Annotated in this window: 13 protein-coding genes; 6 read left to right on the top strand and 7 right to left on the bottom strand. The window is 59.9% G+C overall.

Translation table 11 applies throughout. The features are described from left to right. Positions 1 to 244: 244 nt before the first annotated feature. Together EIY72_RS23090 and EIY72_RS23085 are read left to right on the top strand one after the other, a co-directional pair. The gene (locus EIY72_RS23090; protein ID WP_093230032.1) at positions 245 to 958 is read left to right on the top strand and encodes an autoinducer binding domain-containing protein; all 714 of its coding nucleotides are present in this window, start codon (positions 245 to 247) and stop codon (positions 956 to 958) included. Between the two features lie 174 nt (positions 959 to 1,132). Next, positions 1,133 to 2,257, top strand: coding sequence for a methyltransferase (locus EIY72_RS23085; protein WP_093230030.1), 1,125 nt, complete (start codon positions 1,133 to 1,135; stop codon positions 2,255 to 2,257). 64 nt (positions 2,258 to 2,321) lie between these two features. On the opposite strand, the gene EIY72_RS23080 is transcribed toward EIY72_RS23085, so the two are convergent. The 3 genes from EIY72_RS23080 to EIY72_RS23070 all read right to left on the bottom strand — a co-directional run bounded on the left by EIY72_RS23080 (position 2,322) and on the right by EIY72_RS23070 (position 5,027). Further along, positions 2,322 to 2,489 carry a DUF2474 domain-containing protein gene (locus tag EIY72_RS23080; protein ID WP_093230027.1) on the bottom strand — a complete coding sequence of 56 codons (168 nt, stop codon included), beginning with the start codon at positions 2,487 to 2,489 and terminating at the stop codon, positions 2,322 to 2,324. A gap of 84 nt (positions 2,490 to 2,573) precedes the next feature. Next, positions 2,574 to 3,581, bottom strand: coding sequence for a cytochrome d ubiquinol oxidase subunit II (gene cydB, locus EIY72_RS23075; protein WP_093230025.1), 1,008 nt, complete (start codon positions 3,579 to 3,581; stop codon positions 2,574 to 2,576). 3 nt (positions 3,582 to 3,584) lie between these two features. After that, complete coding sequence (locus tag EIY72_RS23070; RefSeq protein ID WP_093230023.1) at positions 3,585 to 5,027, bottom strand: cytochrome ubiquinol oxidase subunit I; 1,443 nt, start codon at positions 5,025 to 5,027, stop codon at positions 3,585 to 3,587. Positions 5,028 to 5,510: 483 nt separating this feature from the next. On the opposite strand from EIY72_RS23070, the gene EIY72_RS23065 reads away from it, so the two are divergent. Next, positions 5,511 to 6,749, top strand: coding sequence for an MFS transporter (locus tag EIY72_RS23065; protein ID WP_093230021.1), 1,239 nt, complete (start codon positions 5,511 to 5,513; stop codon positions 6,747 to 6,749). Positions 6,750 to 6,754: 5 nt separating this feature from the next. Here EIY72_RS23065 and EIY72_RS23060 read toward each other — a convergent pair whose 3' ends face one another. Together EIY72_RS23060 and EIY72_RS23055 are read right to left on the bottom strand one after the other, a co-directional pair. Further along, positions 6,755 to 7,306, bottom strand: coding sequence for a DJ-1 family glyoxalase III (locus tag EIY72_RS23060; protein WP_093230019.1), 552 nt, complete (start codon positions 7,304 to 7,306; stop codon positions 6,755 to 6,757). 68 nt (positions 7,307 to 7,374) lie between these two features. Beyond that, the gene (locus EIY72_RS23055) at positions 7,375 to 7,821 is read right to left on the bottom strand and encodes a DUF4879 domain-containing protein (protein WP_093230819.1); all 447 of its coding nucleotides are present in this window, start codon (positions 7,819 to 7,821) and stop codon (positions 7,375 to 7,377) included. A gap of 224 nt (positions 7,822 to 8,045) precedes the next feature. Here EIY72_RS23055 and EIY72_RS23050 point away from each other — a divergent pair, with 224 nt between their 5' ends. The 3 genes from EIY72_RS23050 (at position 8,046) to EIY72_RS23040 (ending at position 11,443) form a co-directional block, all read left to right on the top strand. Beyond that, entirely contained in the window at positions 8,046 to 9,341 is a 1,296-nt protein-coding gene (locus EIY72_RS23050) for an NCS2 family permease (protein ID WP_093230017.1), read from the top strand. Next, the gene (trmA, locus tag EIY72_RS23045; protein WP_093230014.1) at positions 9,338 to 10,417 is read left to right on the top strand and encodes a tRNA (uridine(54)-C5)-methyltransferase TrmA; all 1,080 of its coding nucleotides are present in this window, start codon (positions 9,338 to 9,340) and stop codon (positions 10,415 to 10,417) included. The genes EIY72_RS23050 and trmA overlap by 4 nt, the downstream gene beginning before the upstream one ends. Before the next feature lie 114 nt (positions 10,418 to 10,531). Beyond that, positions 10,532 to 11,443 (top strand): LysR family transcriptional regulator, encoded by a 912-nt coding sequence (locus EIY72_RS23040; protein WP_093230012.1) that lies wholly within the window; start codon positions 10,532 to 10,534, stop codon positions 11,441 to 11,443. 13 nt (positions 11,444 to 11,456) lie between these two features. Here EIY72_RS23040 and EIY72_RS23035 read toward each other — a convergent pair whose 3' ends face one another. Then, positions 11,457 to 12,134 carry a TetR/AcrR family transcriptional regulator gene (locus EIY72_RS23035; RefSeq protein WP_093230009.1) on the bottom strand — a complete coding sequence of 226 codons (678 nt, stop codon included), beginning with the start codon at positions 12,132 to 12,134 and terminating at the stop codon, positions 11,457 to 11,459. 148 nt (positions 12,135 to 12,282) lie between these two features. Next, positions 12,283 to 13,167, bottom strand: a complete 885-nt coding sequence (locus EIY72_RS23030; protein WP_093230007.1) for a DMT family transporter — start codon at positions 13,165 to 13,167, stop codon at positions 12,283 to 12,285. Positions 13,168 to 13,319: the final 152 nt, after the last annotated feature.

Raw genomic sequence — 13,319 nt, 5'->3', positions numbered from 1 at the left:
CTGACGGTTTGTAGTGGCTTTGCAGGCTTAGCGATTGTTAATCAACATAAAACTTTAAAAACTCAAGTTATTAAATGTCATACAAAATACTATTAATAACCCATTAGTTAATAACTCCAAACTCGAATATCGCTATTAGCAAGAACAAAAAAGTCGCACCCGATTCCTAGGAATTATCCTACACTCGGGACGTGCTGGATCTCGGATCCAAGTTTGCACCCGGACGAAGCAGCAGGGGATAAATATGGAAATCTGGAAAGAATCACAATTGAGACAACTGGCAAATACTCAGGAAATCAATACAGCCTACCGAATATCACTTAACTTCATCAGAAACCTTGGATACAAATTCTGCGCATTCTCAGTTACGTCCAATCTCAATGATATGGGTCATCACGCTGTCAATCTGAACAACTTCCCTCATGAGTGGAACAAGCAATATGAACTAAACAATACCGGCCACCTTGATCCAATAGTAGCTCATTGCAATCATTCAGCACTGCCGCTGCTCTGGAGCGAAGAGCTTTTTTTCGATACGCCATGGCTCTGGACAATGATGCAACAACAAGGTCTGTCACATGGCTGGTCACAAACCATCAACGACGAAGATAGAGGTTTGTGCAGCATCCTGAGTCTGGCCCGAAGCCATTGCCCGATTTCAGCCTACGAGCTGTACGAGAACCTGGGTTTCACGGTGTTCATCTGTCGGCACCTGCACGCTCTGGCGACTCACGACCAGCCCAAGAAACCCGTAAGGCCGCAACACCCGGCATTGTCAGGGCGAGAAGTCGAAGTGTTGAAGCTGTCAGCTGACGGAAAAACCGCCTACGAAATCGCCAGGATCCTCAGTTTGAGCGAGCGCACCATCAACTTTCATGTGCACAGGGCCATCGAAAAACTCGGCGTCACCAACAAAATTGCCGCAGTGATCGCTGCAGCAAGGTCCGGAACCATCTGAAAACCCTCGAACCCCGGAAAACCTGCGGGTAATCCCTTCGAAAAAAACGTAACATTTGCGCCACCTCCCGAGTGATGACGTGTAGACAGTCGCGACGCAGTTCACTCAGATGGCCCAGCCCGCTACAACGCCCCCGGGCAGCGGACACCCGTTGACCTCCCAGAGCCCCGCCCCATGCCTTTGCTCGAAACACCCTTCGCCAGCCTCGACCTGATCCGCCAGCCCGAGCAACAGAATGAACCCCTGCAAGCTTTCGATGCGGCCGATGAGTACCTGCTCAATCACCTGGCCGAACAGCCACTGGCCGCGGATACCCGGGTGTTGGTGCTCAATGACAGTTTTGGCGGCCTGGCGGCCAGCCTGGAAGGCAAAGTTCAGGTGACCAGCAGCGGCGACTCTTTCCTCGCTTTTCAGGGACTGGAGAAAAACCTGGTGCGCAACAGCCTGGCGTTTGATGCGGTCCCTTTTGTGCCGGCCAGTGAACCGCCGGTCGGCCCCTTTGACCGGGTGCTGGTGCGCGTACCGAAAACCCTGGCGCTACTTGAAGAGCAACTGATCCGCCTGCAAGGCCAACTGGCGCCGGGTGCCCAGGTCATTGCCGGCGCCATGATCAAGCATCTGCCACGGGCCGCCGGTGATTTGCTGGAGCGCTACATCGGTCCTGTGCAAGCCTCGTTGGCGGTGAAAAAGGCGCGATTGCTGATCGCCACGGCACAAGACAAAGCCCCGGCAACATCGCCCTATCCGACACGCTACACACTCGACGATCCGGCCATCGAGTTGCTCAACCACGCCAACGTCTTTTGCCGCGAGGGCCTGGACATCGGCACTCGCGCATTTTTGCCACATCTGCCGAAAAATCTCGGTACCGCCCGGGTCGCCGACCTCGGTTGCGGCAACGGCGTGCTGGCGATCGCCAGCGCCTTGCAGAACCCCGAAGCCCATTACACACTGGTGGATGAATCCTTCATGGCCGTGCAATCGGCCAGCGAAAACTGGCGAGCGGCGATGGGCGAGCGGGACGTGATCGTTCGAGCCGGCGATGGCCTGGCCGGGCAGGAAGCACAATCGCTGGACGTGGTGCTGTGCAATCCGCCCTTTCACCAACAACAGGTGGTCGGCGACTTCCTTGCCTGGCGCATGTTCCAGCAGGCCCGGGAAGCGCTGGTCGTGGGCGGCGCGCTGTACATCGTCGGCAACCGCCACCTGGGTTATCACAGCAAACTGGCGCGGTTGTTCCGTGGCGTTGAACAAGTGGCCGCCAATCCGAAGTTCGTCATTCTCAAAGCGCGCAAGTAACGGGCAAAAAAAACCCTCCGTCAGGAGGGTTTGAAACCGCGTCCAACGACGCGGGACGGGATGATCAATGCGTGGTCAGGCCCGCGGCGTTCATGAACATGCGCATGATGCTGGCAACAATGAACAGCGCGCCCACGCTGCCCACCCAGATCATGGCCAACCAGCCGAGCCGCTGCCACAGCGGCTTTTTTTCGGCTTCCTCAATGTCGTGCAGGGAATGTTTGCCGTTCATTTTCGATCCTCCAGTGCAGGTTGATGGCGTCTATCAGGACGCCATCGCGAGCAAGCTCGCTCCCACAGGTTTGGGAAATAGGGCCTAGTGGTAGCCGTCTTCGTGGGTGACCTTGCCGCGGAACACGTAGTAGCTCCAGAAGGTGTAGCCCAGGATGAACGGAATGATGAACAGCGTCCCCACCAGCATGAAGCCCTGACTTTGCGGCGGCGCGGCGGCGTCCCAGATCGAGATCGACGGAGGGATGATGTTCGGCCACAGGCTGATGCCCAACCCGCTGTAACCGAGGAAAATCAGCACCAGGGTCAACAGGAACGGCGTGTAGTGCGCATTACGTGCCACCGCGCGAATCAGGCCGTACATGGTCACCAGGACCAGGATCGGCACCGGCATGAACCAGAACAGGTTGGGCATTGTGAACCAGCGTGCCGCGATTTCTGCATGGGCAATCGGCGTCCAGATGCTGACGATGCCGATCACCGCCAGCAGCACAAAGGCCAAGGGCCGTGCCAGGTCGTGCATCTGTTCCTGCAACTTGCCTTCGGTCTTCATGATCAGCCAGGTGCAACCGAGCAACGCATAGGCCACCACCAGTGCCGCACCACAGAACATCGTGAAAGGTGTCAGCCAATCCAGTGAACCACCGGCGAACTGCCGGTTGACCACCGGCAAGCCATCGATGAACGCCCCCAGAGCCACCCCCTGAAAGAAGGTCGCGGTGATGGAGCCACCGATAAAAGCCTTGTCCCACAGGTGACGCTTGTCATCCTTGGCTTTGAAGCGGAACTCGAACGCCACGCCACGGAAAATCAAGCCGACCAGCATCAGGATCAACGGCAGGTACAACGCCGAGAGCACCACCGAGTAAGCCAGCGGGAAGGCGCCGAACAGCGCCGCGCCCCCCAGCACCAGCCAGGTTTCGTTGCCGTCCCAGACCGGGGCGACCGTGTTCATCATCACGTCACGATCGGTCTTGCCCGGTATGAACGGGAAGAGAATGCCGATACCCAGGTCAAAACCGTCCATGACCACGTACATCATGATGCCGAAGATGATGATCACGGCCCAGATCAGCGGAAGATCAATACCCATGATTCAAATCTCCTTGGTCAGGCTGTGGTCGCTTTCGCTCTCGGCGCCATCGTCGTCGGCGGCGGACAGCGGACGGGCCGGCGTACGTTTCTGGCCAGGGCCGCCGTGATTGCTCTCGGCACCTTCATTGGTTTTCGGCCCTTTGCGCACCAGGCGCATCATGTAGCCGAGACCTGCACCGAACAGGGCGAAATACACCACAACGAACAGGATCAGGGTAATGCTCATTTGCATGAAGCTGTGGTTGGAGGACGCATCCGCCGTGCGCATCAGCCCGTAGACCACCCACGGCTGACGGCCGATTTCAGTGGTGAACCAGCCCGCCAGAATCGCGATCAGCCCGGACGGCCCCATCCACAATGTCAGGTACAGGAACGGCCGCGAGGTATACAGCGTGTCGCGCTTGCGCAGCCACAGGCTCCACAAGCCGGTGAAGATCATCAGGAAACCCAGGCCGACCATGATCCGGAACGACCAGAACACGATGGTCGAGTTCGGCCGGTCCTCAGGCGGGAACTCCTTGAGCGCCGGCACCTGTTTGTCCAGCGAGTGGGTCAGGATCAGGCTGCCCAGGTAGGGAATTTCCACGGCGTACTTGGTCCGCTCTTCTTTCATGTCCGGCCAGCCGAACAGGATCAATGGCGTTGCCTCGTTGCCCTTGTTTTCCCAGTGACCTTCGATCGCGGCGATTTTCGCCGGTTGATGCTCAAGGGTATTGAGACCGTGGAAGTCACCGATTACCGCCTGGATCGGGGCGACGATCAGGGCCATCCACATGGCCATCGAAAGCATTTTGCGAATCGCCGGGTTGTCCTTGCCGCGCAACAGGTGCCAGGCCGCCGAGGAGCCGACGAAGAATGCCGTGGCGACAAAGGCCGCCGTGGCCATGTGCATCAGGCGATAAGGGAATGAAGGGTTGAAGATGATCGCCAGCCAGTCGGTGGGAATCACCTGACCGTTGACGATTTCGAAACCCTGCGGGGTCTGCATCCAGCTGTTGGAGGCGAGAATCCAGAACGTCGAGATCAAAGTGCCGATGGCCACCATCACCGTGGAGAAAAAGTGCAGGCCACGCCCGACCTTGTTCCAGCCGAACAGCATGACGCCGAGGAATCCGGCTTCAAGGAAGAAGGCTGTCAGCACTTCATAGGTCAACAGTGGGCCGGTCACGGAACCGGCGAAGTCGGAGAATCGGCTCCAGTTGGTACCAAACTGGTAGGCCATGACCAATCCGGAAACCACACCCATGCCGAAGTTGACGGCAAAGATCTTCGACCAGAAGTGGTAGAGGTCACGGTAGGTATCGTTGTGGGTTTTCAGCCACAGGCCTTCGAGTACCGCCAGGTAGCTCGCCAGGCCGATGGTGATGGCCGGAAACAGGATGTGGAACGAGATGGTGAACGCGAACTGAATTCGGGCGAGATCAAGTGCCTCTAAACCGAACATAAGTCTTCCTCTGTCAGGTAATACGGCTGCTGGCTGGAAGCCTGCACCCACGGCCCCCACGGATATGGAGTGTGGCGAATCCTGTTTGTTGTTTTTTTTGCACGCATCGCAACGCAGGGAGTCTGGCCAGATGGCCGCCGGATCAACGCCTTTCGGGGTTTTGATCTGGATCAATCAACGTTGAAAGAGTAGTCCCAATTTCGGGGATGAACCGCGTGGTCTTTTGCCGCGTGACAAGTTGCCTCATGGCTGGAGTTACAGGCAGAAACATATCCCTGCAGGAGCGAGCCTGCTCGCGAGGCGGTGTTTCAGGCTATGAGTTCAATGACTGGTATATCGCCATCGCGAGCAGGCTTGCTCCTGCCGGGGAGAAACGAGCGTTGGCGAGATGAGTGTCTAGCTATCTAAATTTTCTGTCATGGCAACTTCCTGTTACAGCTTGATGATAATCTCGCCATTCCCCTCTCCCAGATTTACCCGCAGATGCCCAGCCAAGAGCCCTTGCTGTTACGTCACCACCGCCCTTTCCTCGCGTTCTGGTTCGCCCGGATCTTTACCGCCAGCGGCTTTCAGATGCTCACGGTGGCCATCGGCTGGAACCTCTACCAGTTGACCGGCAGCGTGCTTGACCTGGGCCTGGTTGGCCTGGTCGAGTTTGCTCCGCGCGTGCTGTTCATGCTGCACACCGGGCACGTTGCCGATCGCTATGACCGACGCTGGGTCGCTGCGATCTGCCAGTCGCTGCAGGCACTGATCGCCCTGTCGCTGGCCATCGGTGGCGCCACCGGGCATGTCACCCGGGAAATGATCTTCATCCTGGCCTTCCTGCTTGGCGCTGCACGCTCCTTCGAGATGCCAACCACCCAGGCGCTGTTGCCCAGCATCGTGCCCACCGCGCTGTTTCCTCGTGCAGTCGCCGCCGCGCAATCGGCGCAGCAGTCGGCAACCATCGTCGCGCCGGCCCTCGGTGGTCTGCTTTACGCCTTCGGCAGTGTCTGGGTGTACGGCCCGACCGTGCTGCTGTACGTGATTGCCTGCTCGCTGATGCTCAACCTGCCGGCCCGCCAGACGCCACTGAACAAAGGCAAGGCCACACTGGATTCGCTGCTGGCGGGGATTCGCTTCATCCGCAGCCGCCCGGAAATCCTCGGGGCCATTTCCCTCGATCTGTTCGCCGTTTTGCTGGGCGGGGCCACGGCGCTGTTGCCGGTATTTGCCAAGGACATCCTGCTGACCGGCCCCTGGGGCCTGGGCCTGCTGCGTTCGGCACCGGCGGTAGGCGCACTGCTGATGTCGCTGTTCCTGGCGCGGTTTGCCGTGGAACGCAACGTCGGACGGGTGATGTTCACCGCCGTCGGTATCTTCGGCGTGGCCACTATCGCCTTCGGTCTGTCGACTTCGTTCTGGTTTTCCCTCGCGGTGCTGGTCGTGCTGGGTGCGGCCGACATGATCAGCATGGTGATCCGCGCCTCGTTCGTACAACTGGAAACCCCGGACGAAATGCGCGGCCGGGTCAGCGCCGTGAACGGCCTGTTCATCGGCGCTTCCAACCAGTTGGGCGAATTCGAATCAGGCCTGACCGCGCACTGGTTCGGTACGGTGCCGGCGGTGGTCATGGGCGGGATTGGCACGCTGGTGGTGACGGGTGTCTGGATCAAGCTTTTCCCGACCCTGGCCAATCGCGACCGGATGCATGTACCGAAGGAAGAGGCGAAGGTCTGACCTCGTCAAACCGACAGTTGCGCCGCCACCGCCGCCCGCGAGGCCTTGCCGCAAAGCTGTTCCACCAGCGTAAGGGCAAAGGTCAGCGCGGCGGCAGACCCCTGGGCGGTGATGCAGTTGCCATCGACCACCACCGGCTGGTCGACAAACGTACAACCCGACAGCTGGTGGCTGGCCGAAGGCAGGCAAGTCATGCGCCGTTGCCGTAATACACCAAAGGCTTGCAGCGCCACGGCAGGCGCCTCGGCGATACCGGCGAACAGGCGTCCGGCCGCTGATTGATCCTTGATCAGTTGTTGCAGCGGTTGATGCGCCGCCAGGTGCTGCGCGCCGACATCGCCACCGGCCAGGGCAATCAGGTCGAAAGGTTGCGCCAGCACGTCCACCAGCATCGCATCGCAAGTCAAGCGCGTACCGCGGGCGCAGGTGAGCATGCGCCGCCCCTCCACGCTCGCCACCACCACTTCCACCTGGGCACGGCGCAGTACGTCAATCAGGGTCACGGTTTGCAGGTCGTCGATACCCTCGGCGAGGGCAATCAGGGCTCGAAAGGTCATTGGTCAGGATCCACGGAGTGATCCCTTAAGCGTAGTCAGCTTATCTGGCGCTTGTTCGAGCCCGCTGGTTACTTGATGTAAAGCTGCGTCGACAGGGTGTTGTTCGGCGCATTCATCGAGGTGTTGCTGAAGCTGAAGGTCCCTTCCTGCTTGCCGGCCATGTCGAAGGCGTACAAATAGCCAACAGTCTTGTCCCCGGGATTGCAGCTGGTCAGGTTGCCGTTCTTGAAGGCGCAGACTGGCGTGCGGGTGCCGTTGATCTCGAAACCGTCCAGATCGACGTGGGGCTCACGGCCGTAACCGACTTCCAGCACGTAAATAGTGATGTTCGGTCCGCTATGATCGCAACGGGTCTGGGTCTGCCCGTCTTCGATGTTTTCAACACCACAGGACGGCGACGCAACCTTGAGCACTTTCAGTTGCGTCAAGGGTGGCGCCGATGCCGCCACGGCGGTTTGCGCCCCCAGAAACACTGCTGCCAGGGCTCCCAGCACGGCAACCAGACACTTTTTCATGCAAACCCCATTCACCCCAAAAAACCAGCGCGCAGTATGGCTTACTTGGCTTTGTTGCAAAACATCGACGACGATCACCGCCATAAGCAGCCATAAGCCCACGCTGCTGGTATGATGCGCGGCTTTTTCCGACCCAGAGTAATTTCCAGACACCTTATTGTGGTCTGTGCTTTGCTGTTGAGGTCGATACATTCACGGCGCCCGGCGCGCCACGGGGAGCAGACATGCTGGAAAGGCTGTTTCAACTCAAGGCACACAACACCAACGTGCGGACCGAGATTCTTGCGGGCATCACGACCTTCCTGGCCATGGCCTACATTCTGTTCGTCAACCCGAGCATCCTCGGCGAGACCGGCATGGACAAGGGTGCGGTGTTCGTCGCCACCTGTCTGGCAGCCGCCATCGGCTCGACGATCATGGGCCTGATCGCCAACTACCCGATTGCTCTGGCACCGGGCATGGGCCTGAACGCCTTCTTCACCTACACCGTGGTCCTGCACATGGGCCACACCTGGCAAGTGGCGCTGGGGGCGGTGTTCATTTCGGCGGTGTGCTTCTTCCTGCTGTCGATCTTCCGCATCCGTGAATGGATCATCAACAGCATCCCGTTGCCGCTGCGCTCGGCGATTGCCGCCGGTATCGGCCTGTTCCTGGCGCTGATCGCCCTGCACAACGCGGGTATCGTGGTCAGCAACCCGGCGACCATGGTCGGCCTCGGTGACCTGAAACAGCCGGCGCCGATCCTGGCCACCATCGGTTTTGCCCTGATCGTCGGCCTTGAAGCCCTCGCCGTGCGCGGCGCGGTGCTGATCGGCATCCTGGCGGTGACCATCGTCTCCATCGTGCTGGGTTTCACCCCGTTCGGCGGCGTGATGTCGGCACCACCGTCGCTGGCCCCGACCTTCATGCAACTGGACATCAAGGGCGCACTGGACATCGGTCTGGTCAGCGTGATCTTCGCCTTCCTGTTCGTCGACCTGTTCGACAACTCCGGCACCCTGATCGGTGTCGCCAAGCGCGCCGGGTTGATGGGCAAGGACGGCCACATGCCGAAAATGGGCCGCGCCCTGATCGCTGACAGTACCGCAGCCATGGCCGGCTCGCTGCTGGGCACCTCGACCACCACCAGCTACATCGAATCCGCAGCCGGCGTGAGCGCCGGTGGCCGTACTGGCCTGACAGCCATCGTGGTCGCGATCCTGTTCCTGCTGGCGCTGTTCTTCTCGCCACTGGCGGCCAGCGTTCCAGCCTTCGCCACCGCACCGGCCCTGCTGTTCGTCGCCGTGCTGATGACTTCTGGCCTGGCCGAAGTAGATTGGGAAGACATCACCGTGGCCGCACCGGTCGTGGTCACCGCCCTGGCGATGCCGTTCACCTACTCCATCGCCAACGGCATCGCCTTCGGCTTCATTTCCTGGACCGTGATCAAGCTGCTGTCCGGTCGTGGCCGTGAGCTGAACCCGGCGCTGGTGATCCTGTCGATTCTGTTCGTGATCAAGCTGGGTTGGTTCAACGCATGACATTCGATTCCCAGGCCTACGCCGTTCAGCTCTCAGACAAGGTCGCGCGCCTGCGTGACCTGCTGGCCCCGTTCGATGCGCCGGAGCCGAGCGTTTTCGATTCGCCGTTGCAGAACTTCCGCCTGCGCGCCGAGTTCCGCCTGTGGCGTGAGGCCGGCGAACGTCATTACGCGATGTTTTCCCAGGAAGACAAACGCACGCCGATCCTGATCGAAGAGTTTCCGATTGCCAGCCTGCGCATCAACCAGTTGATGCCGCAGCTCAAGGCCGCGTGGCAAGCCAGTGCGGCCCTGAGCCACAAGTTGTTCCAGGTGGAATTCCTGACCACCCTCGCGGGCGATGCGATGATCACCCTGTGCTATCACCGTCCGCTGGACGAGCACTGGCACGCGGCGGCGTCAAAACTGGCGGCCGACCTCAATGTCAGCATCATCGGTCGCTCCAAGGGCAAACGCGAAGTCATTGGCCACGATTACGTGGTCGAGAAGCTGGACGTCGGCGGTCGCACCTTCAGCTATCGCCAGCCGGAAGGCGCGTTCACCCAGCCCAACGGCACGGTGAACCAGAAGATGCTCAACTGGGCCTACGACGCTCTGGGCAATCGCACCGACGATCTGCTCGAGCTGTACTGCGGCAACGGTAACTTCACCCTGCCGCTCGCCACCCGCGTGCGCAAAGTGCTGGCCACGGAAATCAGCAAGACCTCGGTCAACGCAGCGCTGAGCAACCTCAGTGAAAACGCCGTGGATAACGTCACCCTGGTGCGTCTGTCCGCCGAGGAACTGACCGAAGCCCTCAACGAAGTGCGGCCGTTCCGTCGTCTGCACGGCATCGACCTGAAGAGCTACGAGTTCGGCAGTGTGTTCGTCGACCCGCCGCGTGCCGGCATGGACCCGGACACCTGCGAGCTGACTCGACGCTTCGACAACATCCTGTACATCTCCTGCAACCCGGAGACCCTGGCGGCCAACATCGCCCAACTGCACGACACCCATCGCATCACGCGATGCGCAATGTTCGACCAGTTCCCGTGGACTCATCACATGGAGTCCGGGGTGATGCTGACCCGGCGTTGATTACGCCGACCAGATGCAAAAGAGCCGTCCTCGGGACGGCTTTTTTGTGTGCGTTCAGTGGCAACTGATCGATACTGACGCCGCGTCTTCATTCGATTCCCGGTGCCCTTGATCATGCAGCGACAATTCGACGACCTACAGCTGGGCAGCATCGAGCTGTTCTGCCTCGCTGCCGAAGCCGGCAGCTTCACCGCCGCCGCGCTCGTGGCGGGCGTGACGCCAGCGGCGGTGAGCCGTTCGGTTTCGCGCATGGAAGAGCGTCTGGGGGTGCGCCTGTTCGCCCGCACCACCCGCAGTGTGAAACTGACCGCCAGCGGCCAACGCTATTACGAGGAATGCCGCCAGGCCCTGGCCCAACTGGTCGAGGCCCAGCGCGAGGTCATGGGCCAGCAGCAGATCCCTTCCGGCACCCTGCGCATCAGCATTCCGACCACCTACGCGCACCATCGCGTCCTGCCATTGCTGCCGGCGTTTCGCGCGCGTTACCCGGCGGTGAAGGTCGAGTCGCACATCAGTAATCGCAACATCGATTTCGTCGACGAAGGTTACGACATGGCGATCCGCGTGCGGGCCATTCCGGACTCGGGCCTGATTGCCCGGCATCTGGAAGATGCGGCGCTGGTAATGATTGCCAGCCCTGTGTATCTGGAAAAGGCCGGCGTGCCGCAGACCCTCGACGATTTGGAAAACCACGAGTGCATTCAGTACGAGTTGCCCAGCAACGGCCGGCGCATTGCCTGGTTGTTCAATGACGCTGGCGAGCAGCGGGAGATTCTCGCCGAGGGTAACCTGGTGTGTTCCGACGACGTGCTGGGTGGCGTGACCCTGGCCAGACACGGCGCCGGGCTGTTCCAGACCTATCGCTTCATCGTCGAGAAAGAACTGGCCGATGGTTCGCTGGTCGAGGTACTCAAGCCCTACGGCGGGCGCTCGCGGCCCTACACCCTGCTTTACCCGCAAAGCCGCCATGTACCGCTGCGCCTGCGGGCCTTCATCGACTTTCTGGTCGAGCACCTGCCACGCTGAGTGCGCAGCGCTGTCAGGCCTGCAAGTAACGCAGCACCGACTCGCAAATCATTTGACGATGCCGTTCCTTGACAGTTTCATCCGGCAGGTCGATCTGGAAGATCTCGCCAAAGGTGTGCCGGTTCGACACACGGAAGAAGCAGAACGAGCTGATCAGCAAGTGTACATCCCGCGCTTGCAAACCCTCACGGAACACCCCCTCTTCAACGCCACGGCGCAGAATCATCTCGAGGGTGTCGAGGATGGTGGTGTTCATCGCCCTGATCGCGTCGGAACGTTTTACGTACTCGGCGTTATGGATGTTCTCGATGCTGACGATGCGCACGAAGTCGACGTTGCGATCATGGTGATCGAAGGTGAACTCCACCAGGCGCCGGATGGCAGCCACCGGCGCCAGTTCGGCCAAATGCAGGCGATCTTCGGTGTTGCGAATGTCGCCGTAGAGTTTTTCCAGCACCTCGACGTAAAGCTGCTCCTTGCTGCCGAAGTAGTAATAGATCATGCGCTTGGAGGTATGGATACGCTCGGCAATGGCATCGACGCGAGCACCGGAAAGCCCCTGTTGGACGAACTCGATGAGCGCCTCCTGCAGGATGTTTTCGCGGGTTTTTTCCGGGTTGTTCTTGCGACTCTTGCGCGGCTCGGCAAAGGTCTCGTCGGGCACAGCGGTAAGTTCTGAAGTTATTGTCATCGTGGTCAATCCCTGAACAGTCAGGCAATTATGGAGCGCGTAACACCTTGAAAGAAACTGCGAGGCCGCGCTTTTCTCCACCTGATTACGATTTTCCTACAACTTCGATAAACACCAGGTTTGCGTTTCTTTCAACGTTGAGCTTATTTCAGCGACGGCTCTGCTGCCACGCCGCAGCCAGCCCGCTGCAACAGATCACGACAATGCCAACCACTGTGCTCAGGGTCGGCGTGTGGGCAAACAGCAGCCAGCCGAGCAAACCGGCAAACACGATCTGGCAGTAACCAAACGGCGCCAGCAGCGCCGGTGCCGCATGACGAAATGCCTGGGTCAGAAACAGGTGCGCAGTCATGCCGCAGGTGCCCAGCGCCAGCATCATCACGCCATGGGTCAAACTCGGCAGCTGCCAGTAGAACGGCACCAGCGCGCTCATCACCAGGGTGTTGCACAGCCCGGCAAAGAAGTTACTGGTGGTCGGGCTGTCGACTTCGCTGAGCTTGCGGGTGAGCAACTGGTAGAAGCAGAAGAACAACGCCGACGTCAGCGGCAGCAAGACCGCCGGAGTGAACAGATCACCGCCGGGATGGACGATGATCAGCACACCGCTGAAACCACAGATCACCGCGATCCACTGGCCGCGCGTGACCCGCTCTTTGAGCAAGGGCACCGACAGCGCCGTCACCAGCACCGGCGCAAGAAAGTTGACCGCCGTGGCTTCGGCCAGCGGAATGTATTGCAACCCAGTGGTGAAAAACAGACTGGTACCCAGCAGGCACAGGGCTCTGAACAGCTGCAACACTGGCCGCCTGGTGCGCAACACCCGCAGCCCCGACTGCGGCAGGAAGATCCCCGCCATCAGCAGCGTGTGCACTGCATAGCGCGCCCAGACCACCATCACGATCGGGTAGAACCCGGACAGGTATTTCGACAAAGCGTCGTGACTGGAAAACAGGAACGTCGCGACGATGATCAGCAAGATCCCTTTGAAGGGCTGATTGACCCCGGAAAGCGGCGTGCTGACTGGCGCCGTCAAGACAATACGCCCGGGAGAGGGAAGTCGCGTTCAAGCTGATGGCCGGCCATGGCAGATTCCAAATGAAGCTTGCGTGATGCGAAAAGTGAAACCCATTGTTACAGAATCCGGAACCCGCCGCACAGCACGCAGTCTGACGACCGGACTGGCGC

It is taken from the genome of Pseudomonas vancouverensis (genome assembly GCF_004348895.1).
GTDB classification, from domain to species: domain Bacteria; phylum Pseudomonadota; class Gammaproteobacteria; order Pseudomonadales; family Pseudomonadaceae; genus Aquipseudomonas; species Aquipseudomonas vancouverensis.
The sequence above is the reverse complement of the archived record's forward strand: the minus strand, read 5'-3'. Positions and strand labels throughout refer to the sequence as shown.

Excerpts from the sequence above, each read along its gene's own strand:
- EIY72_RS23080 (WP_093230027.1), bottom strand. The coding sequence starts at position 2,489 with ATGAACGGCAAACATTCCCTGCACGACATTGAGGAAGCCGAAAAAAAG.
- EIY72_RS23040 (WP_093230012.1), top strand. The coding sequence starts at position 10,532 with ATGCAGCGACAATTCGACGACCTACAGCTGGGCAGCATCGAGCTGTTC.
- EIY72_RS23085 (WP_093230030.1), top strand. The coding sequence starts at position 1,133 with ATGCCTTTGCTCGAAACACCCTTCGCCAGCCTCGACCTGATCCGCCAG.
- EIY72_RS23060 (WP_093230019.1), bottom strand. The coding sequence starts at position 7,306 with ATGACCTTTCGAGCCCTGATTGCCCTCGCCGAGGGTATCGACGACCTG.
- EIY72_RS23065 (WP_093230021.1), top strand. The coding sequence starts at position 5,511 with ATGCCCAGCCAAGAGCCCTTGCTGTTACGTCACCACCGCCCTTTCCTC.
- EIY72_RS23055 (WP_093230819.1), bottom strand. The coding sequence starts at position 7,821 with ATGAAAAAGTGTCTGGTTGCCGTGCTGGGAGCCCTGGCAGCAGTGTTT.
- EIY72_RS23050 (WP_093230017.1), top strand. The coding sequence starts at position 8,046 with ATGCTGGAAAGGCTGTTTCAACTCAAGGCACACAACACCAACGTGCGG.
- EIY72_RS23070 (WP_093230023.1), bottom strand. The coding sequence starts at position 5,027 with ATGTTCGGTTTAGAGGCACTTGATCTCGCCCGAATTCAGTTCGCGTTC.
- trmA (WP_093230014.1), top strand. The coding sequence starts at position 9,338 with ATGACATTCGATTCCCAGGCCTACGCCGTTCAGCTCTCAGACAAGGTC.
- cydB (WP_093230025.1), bottom strand. The coding sequence starts at position 3,581 with ATGGGTATTGATCTTCCGCTGATCTGGGCCGTGATCATCATCTTCGGC.
- EIY72_RS23090 (WP_093230032.1), top strand. The coding sequence starts at position 245 with ATGGAAATCTGGAAAGAATCACAATTGAGACAACTGGCAAATACTCAG.
- EIY72_RS23035 (WP_093230009.1), bottom strand. The coding sequence starts at position 12,134 with ATGACAATAACTTCAGAACTTACCGCTGTGCCCGACGAGACCTTTGCC.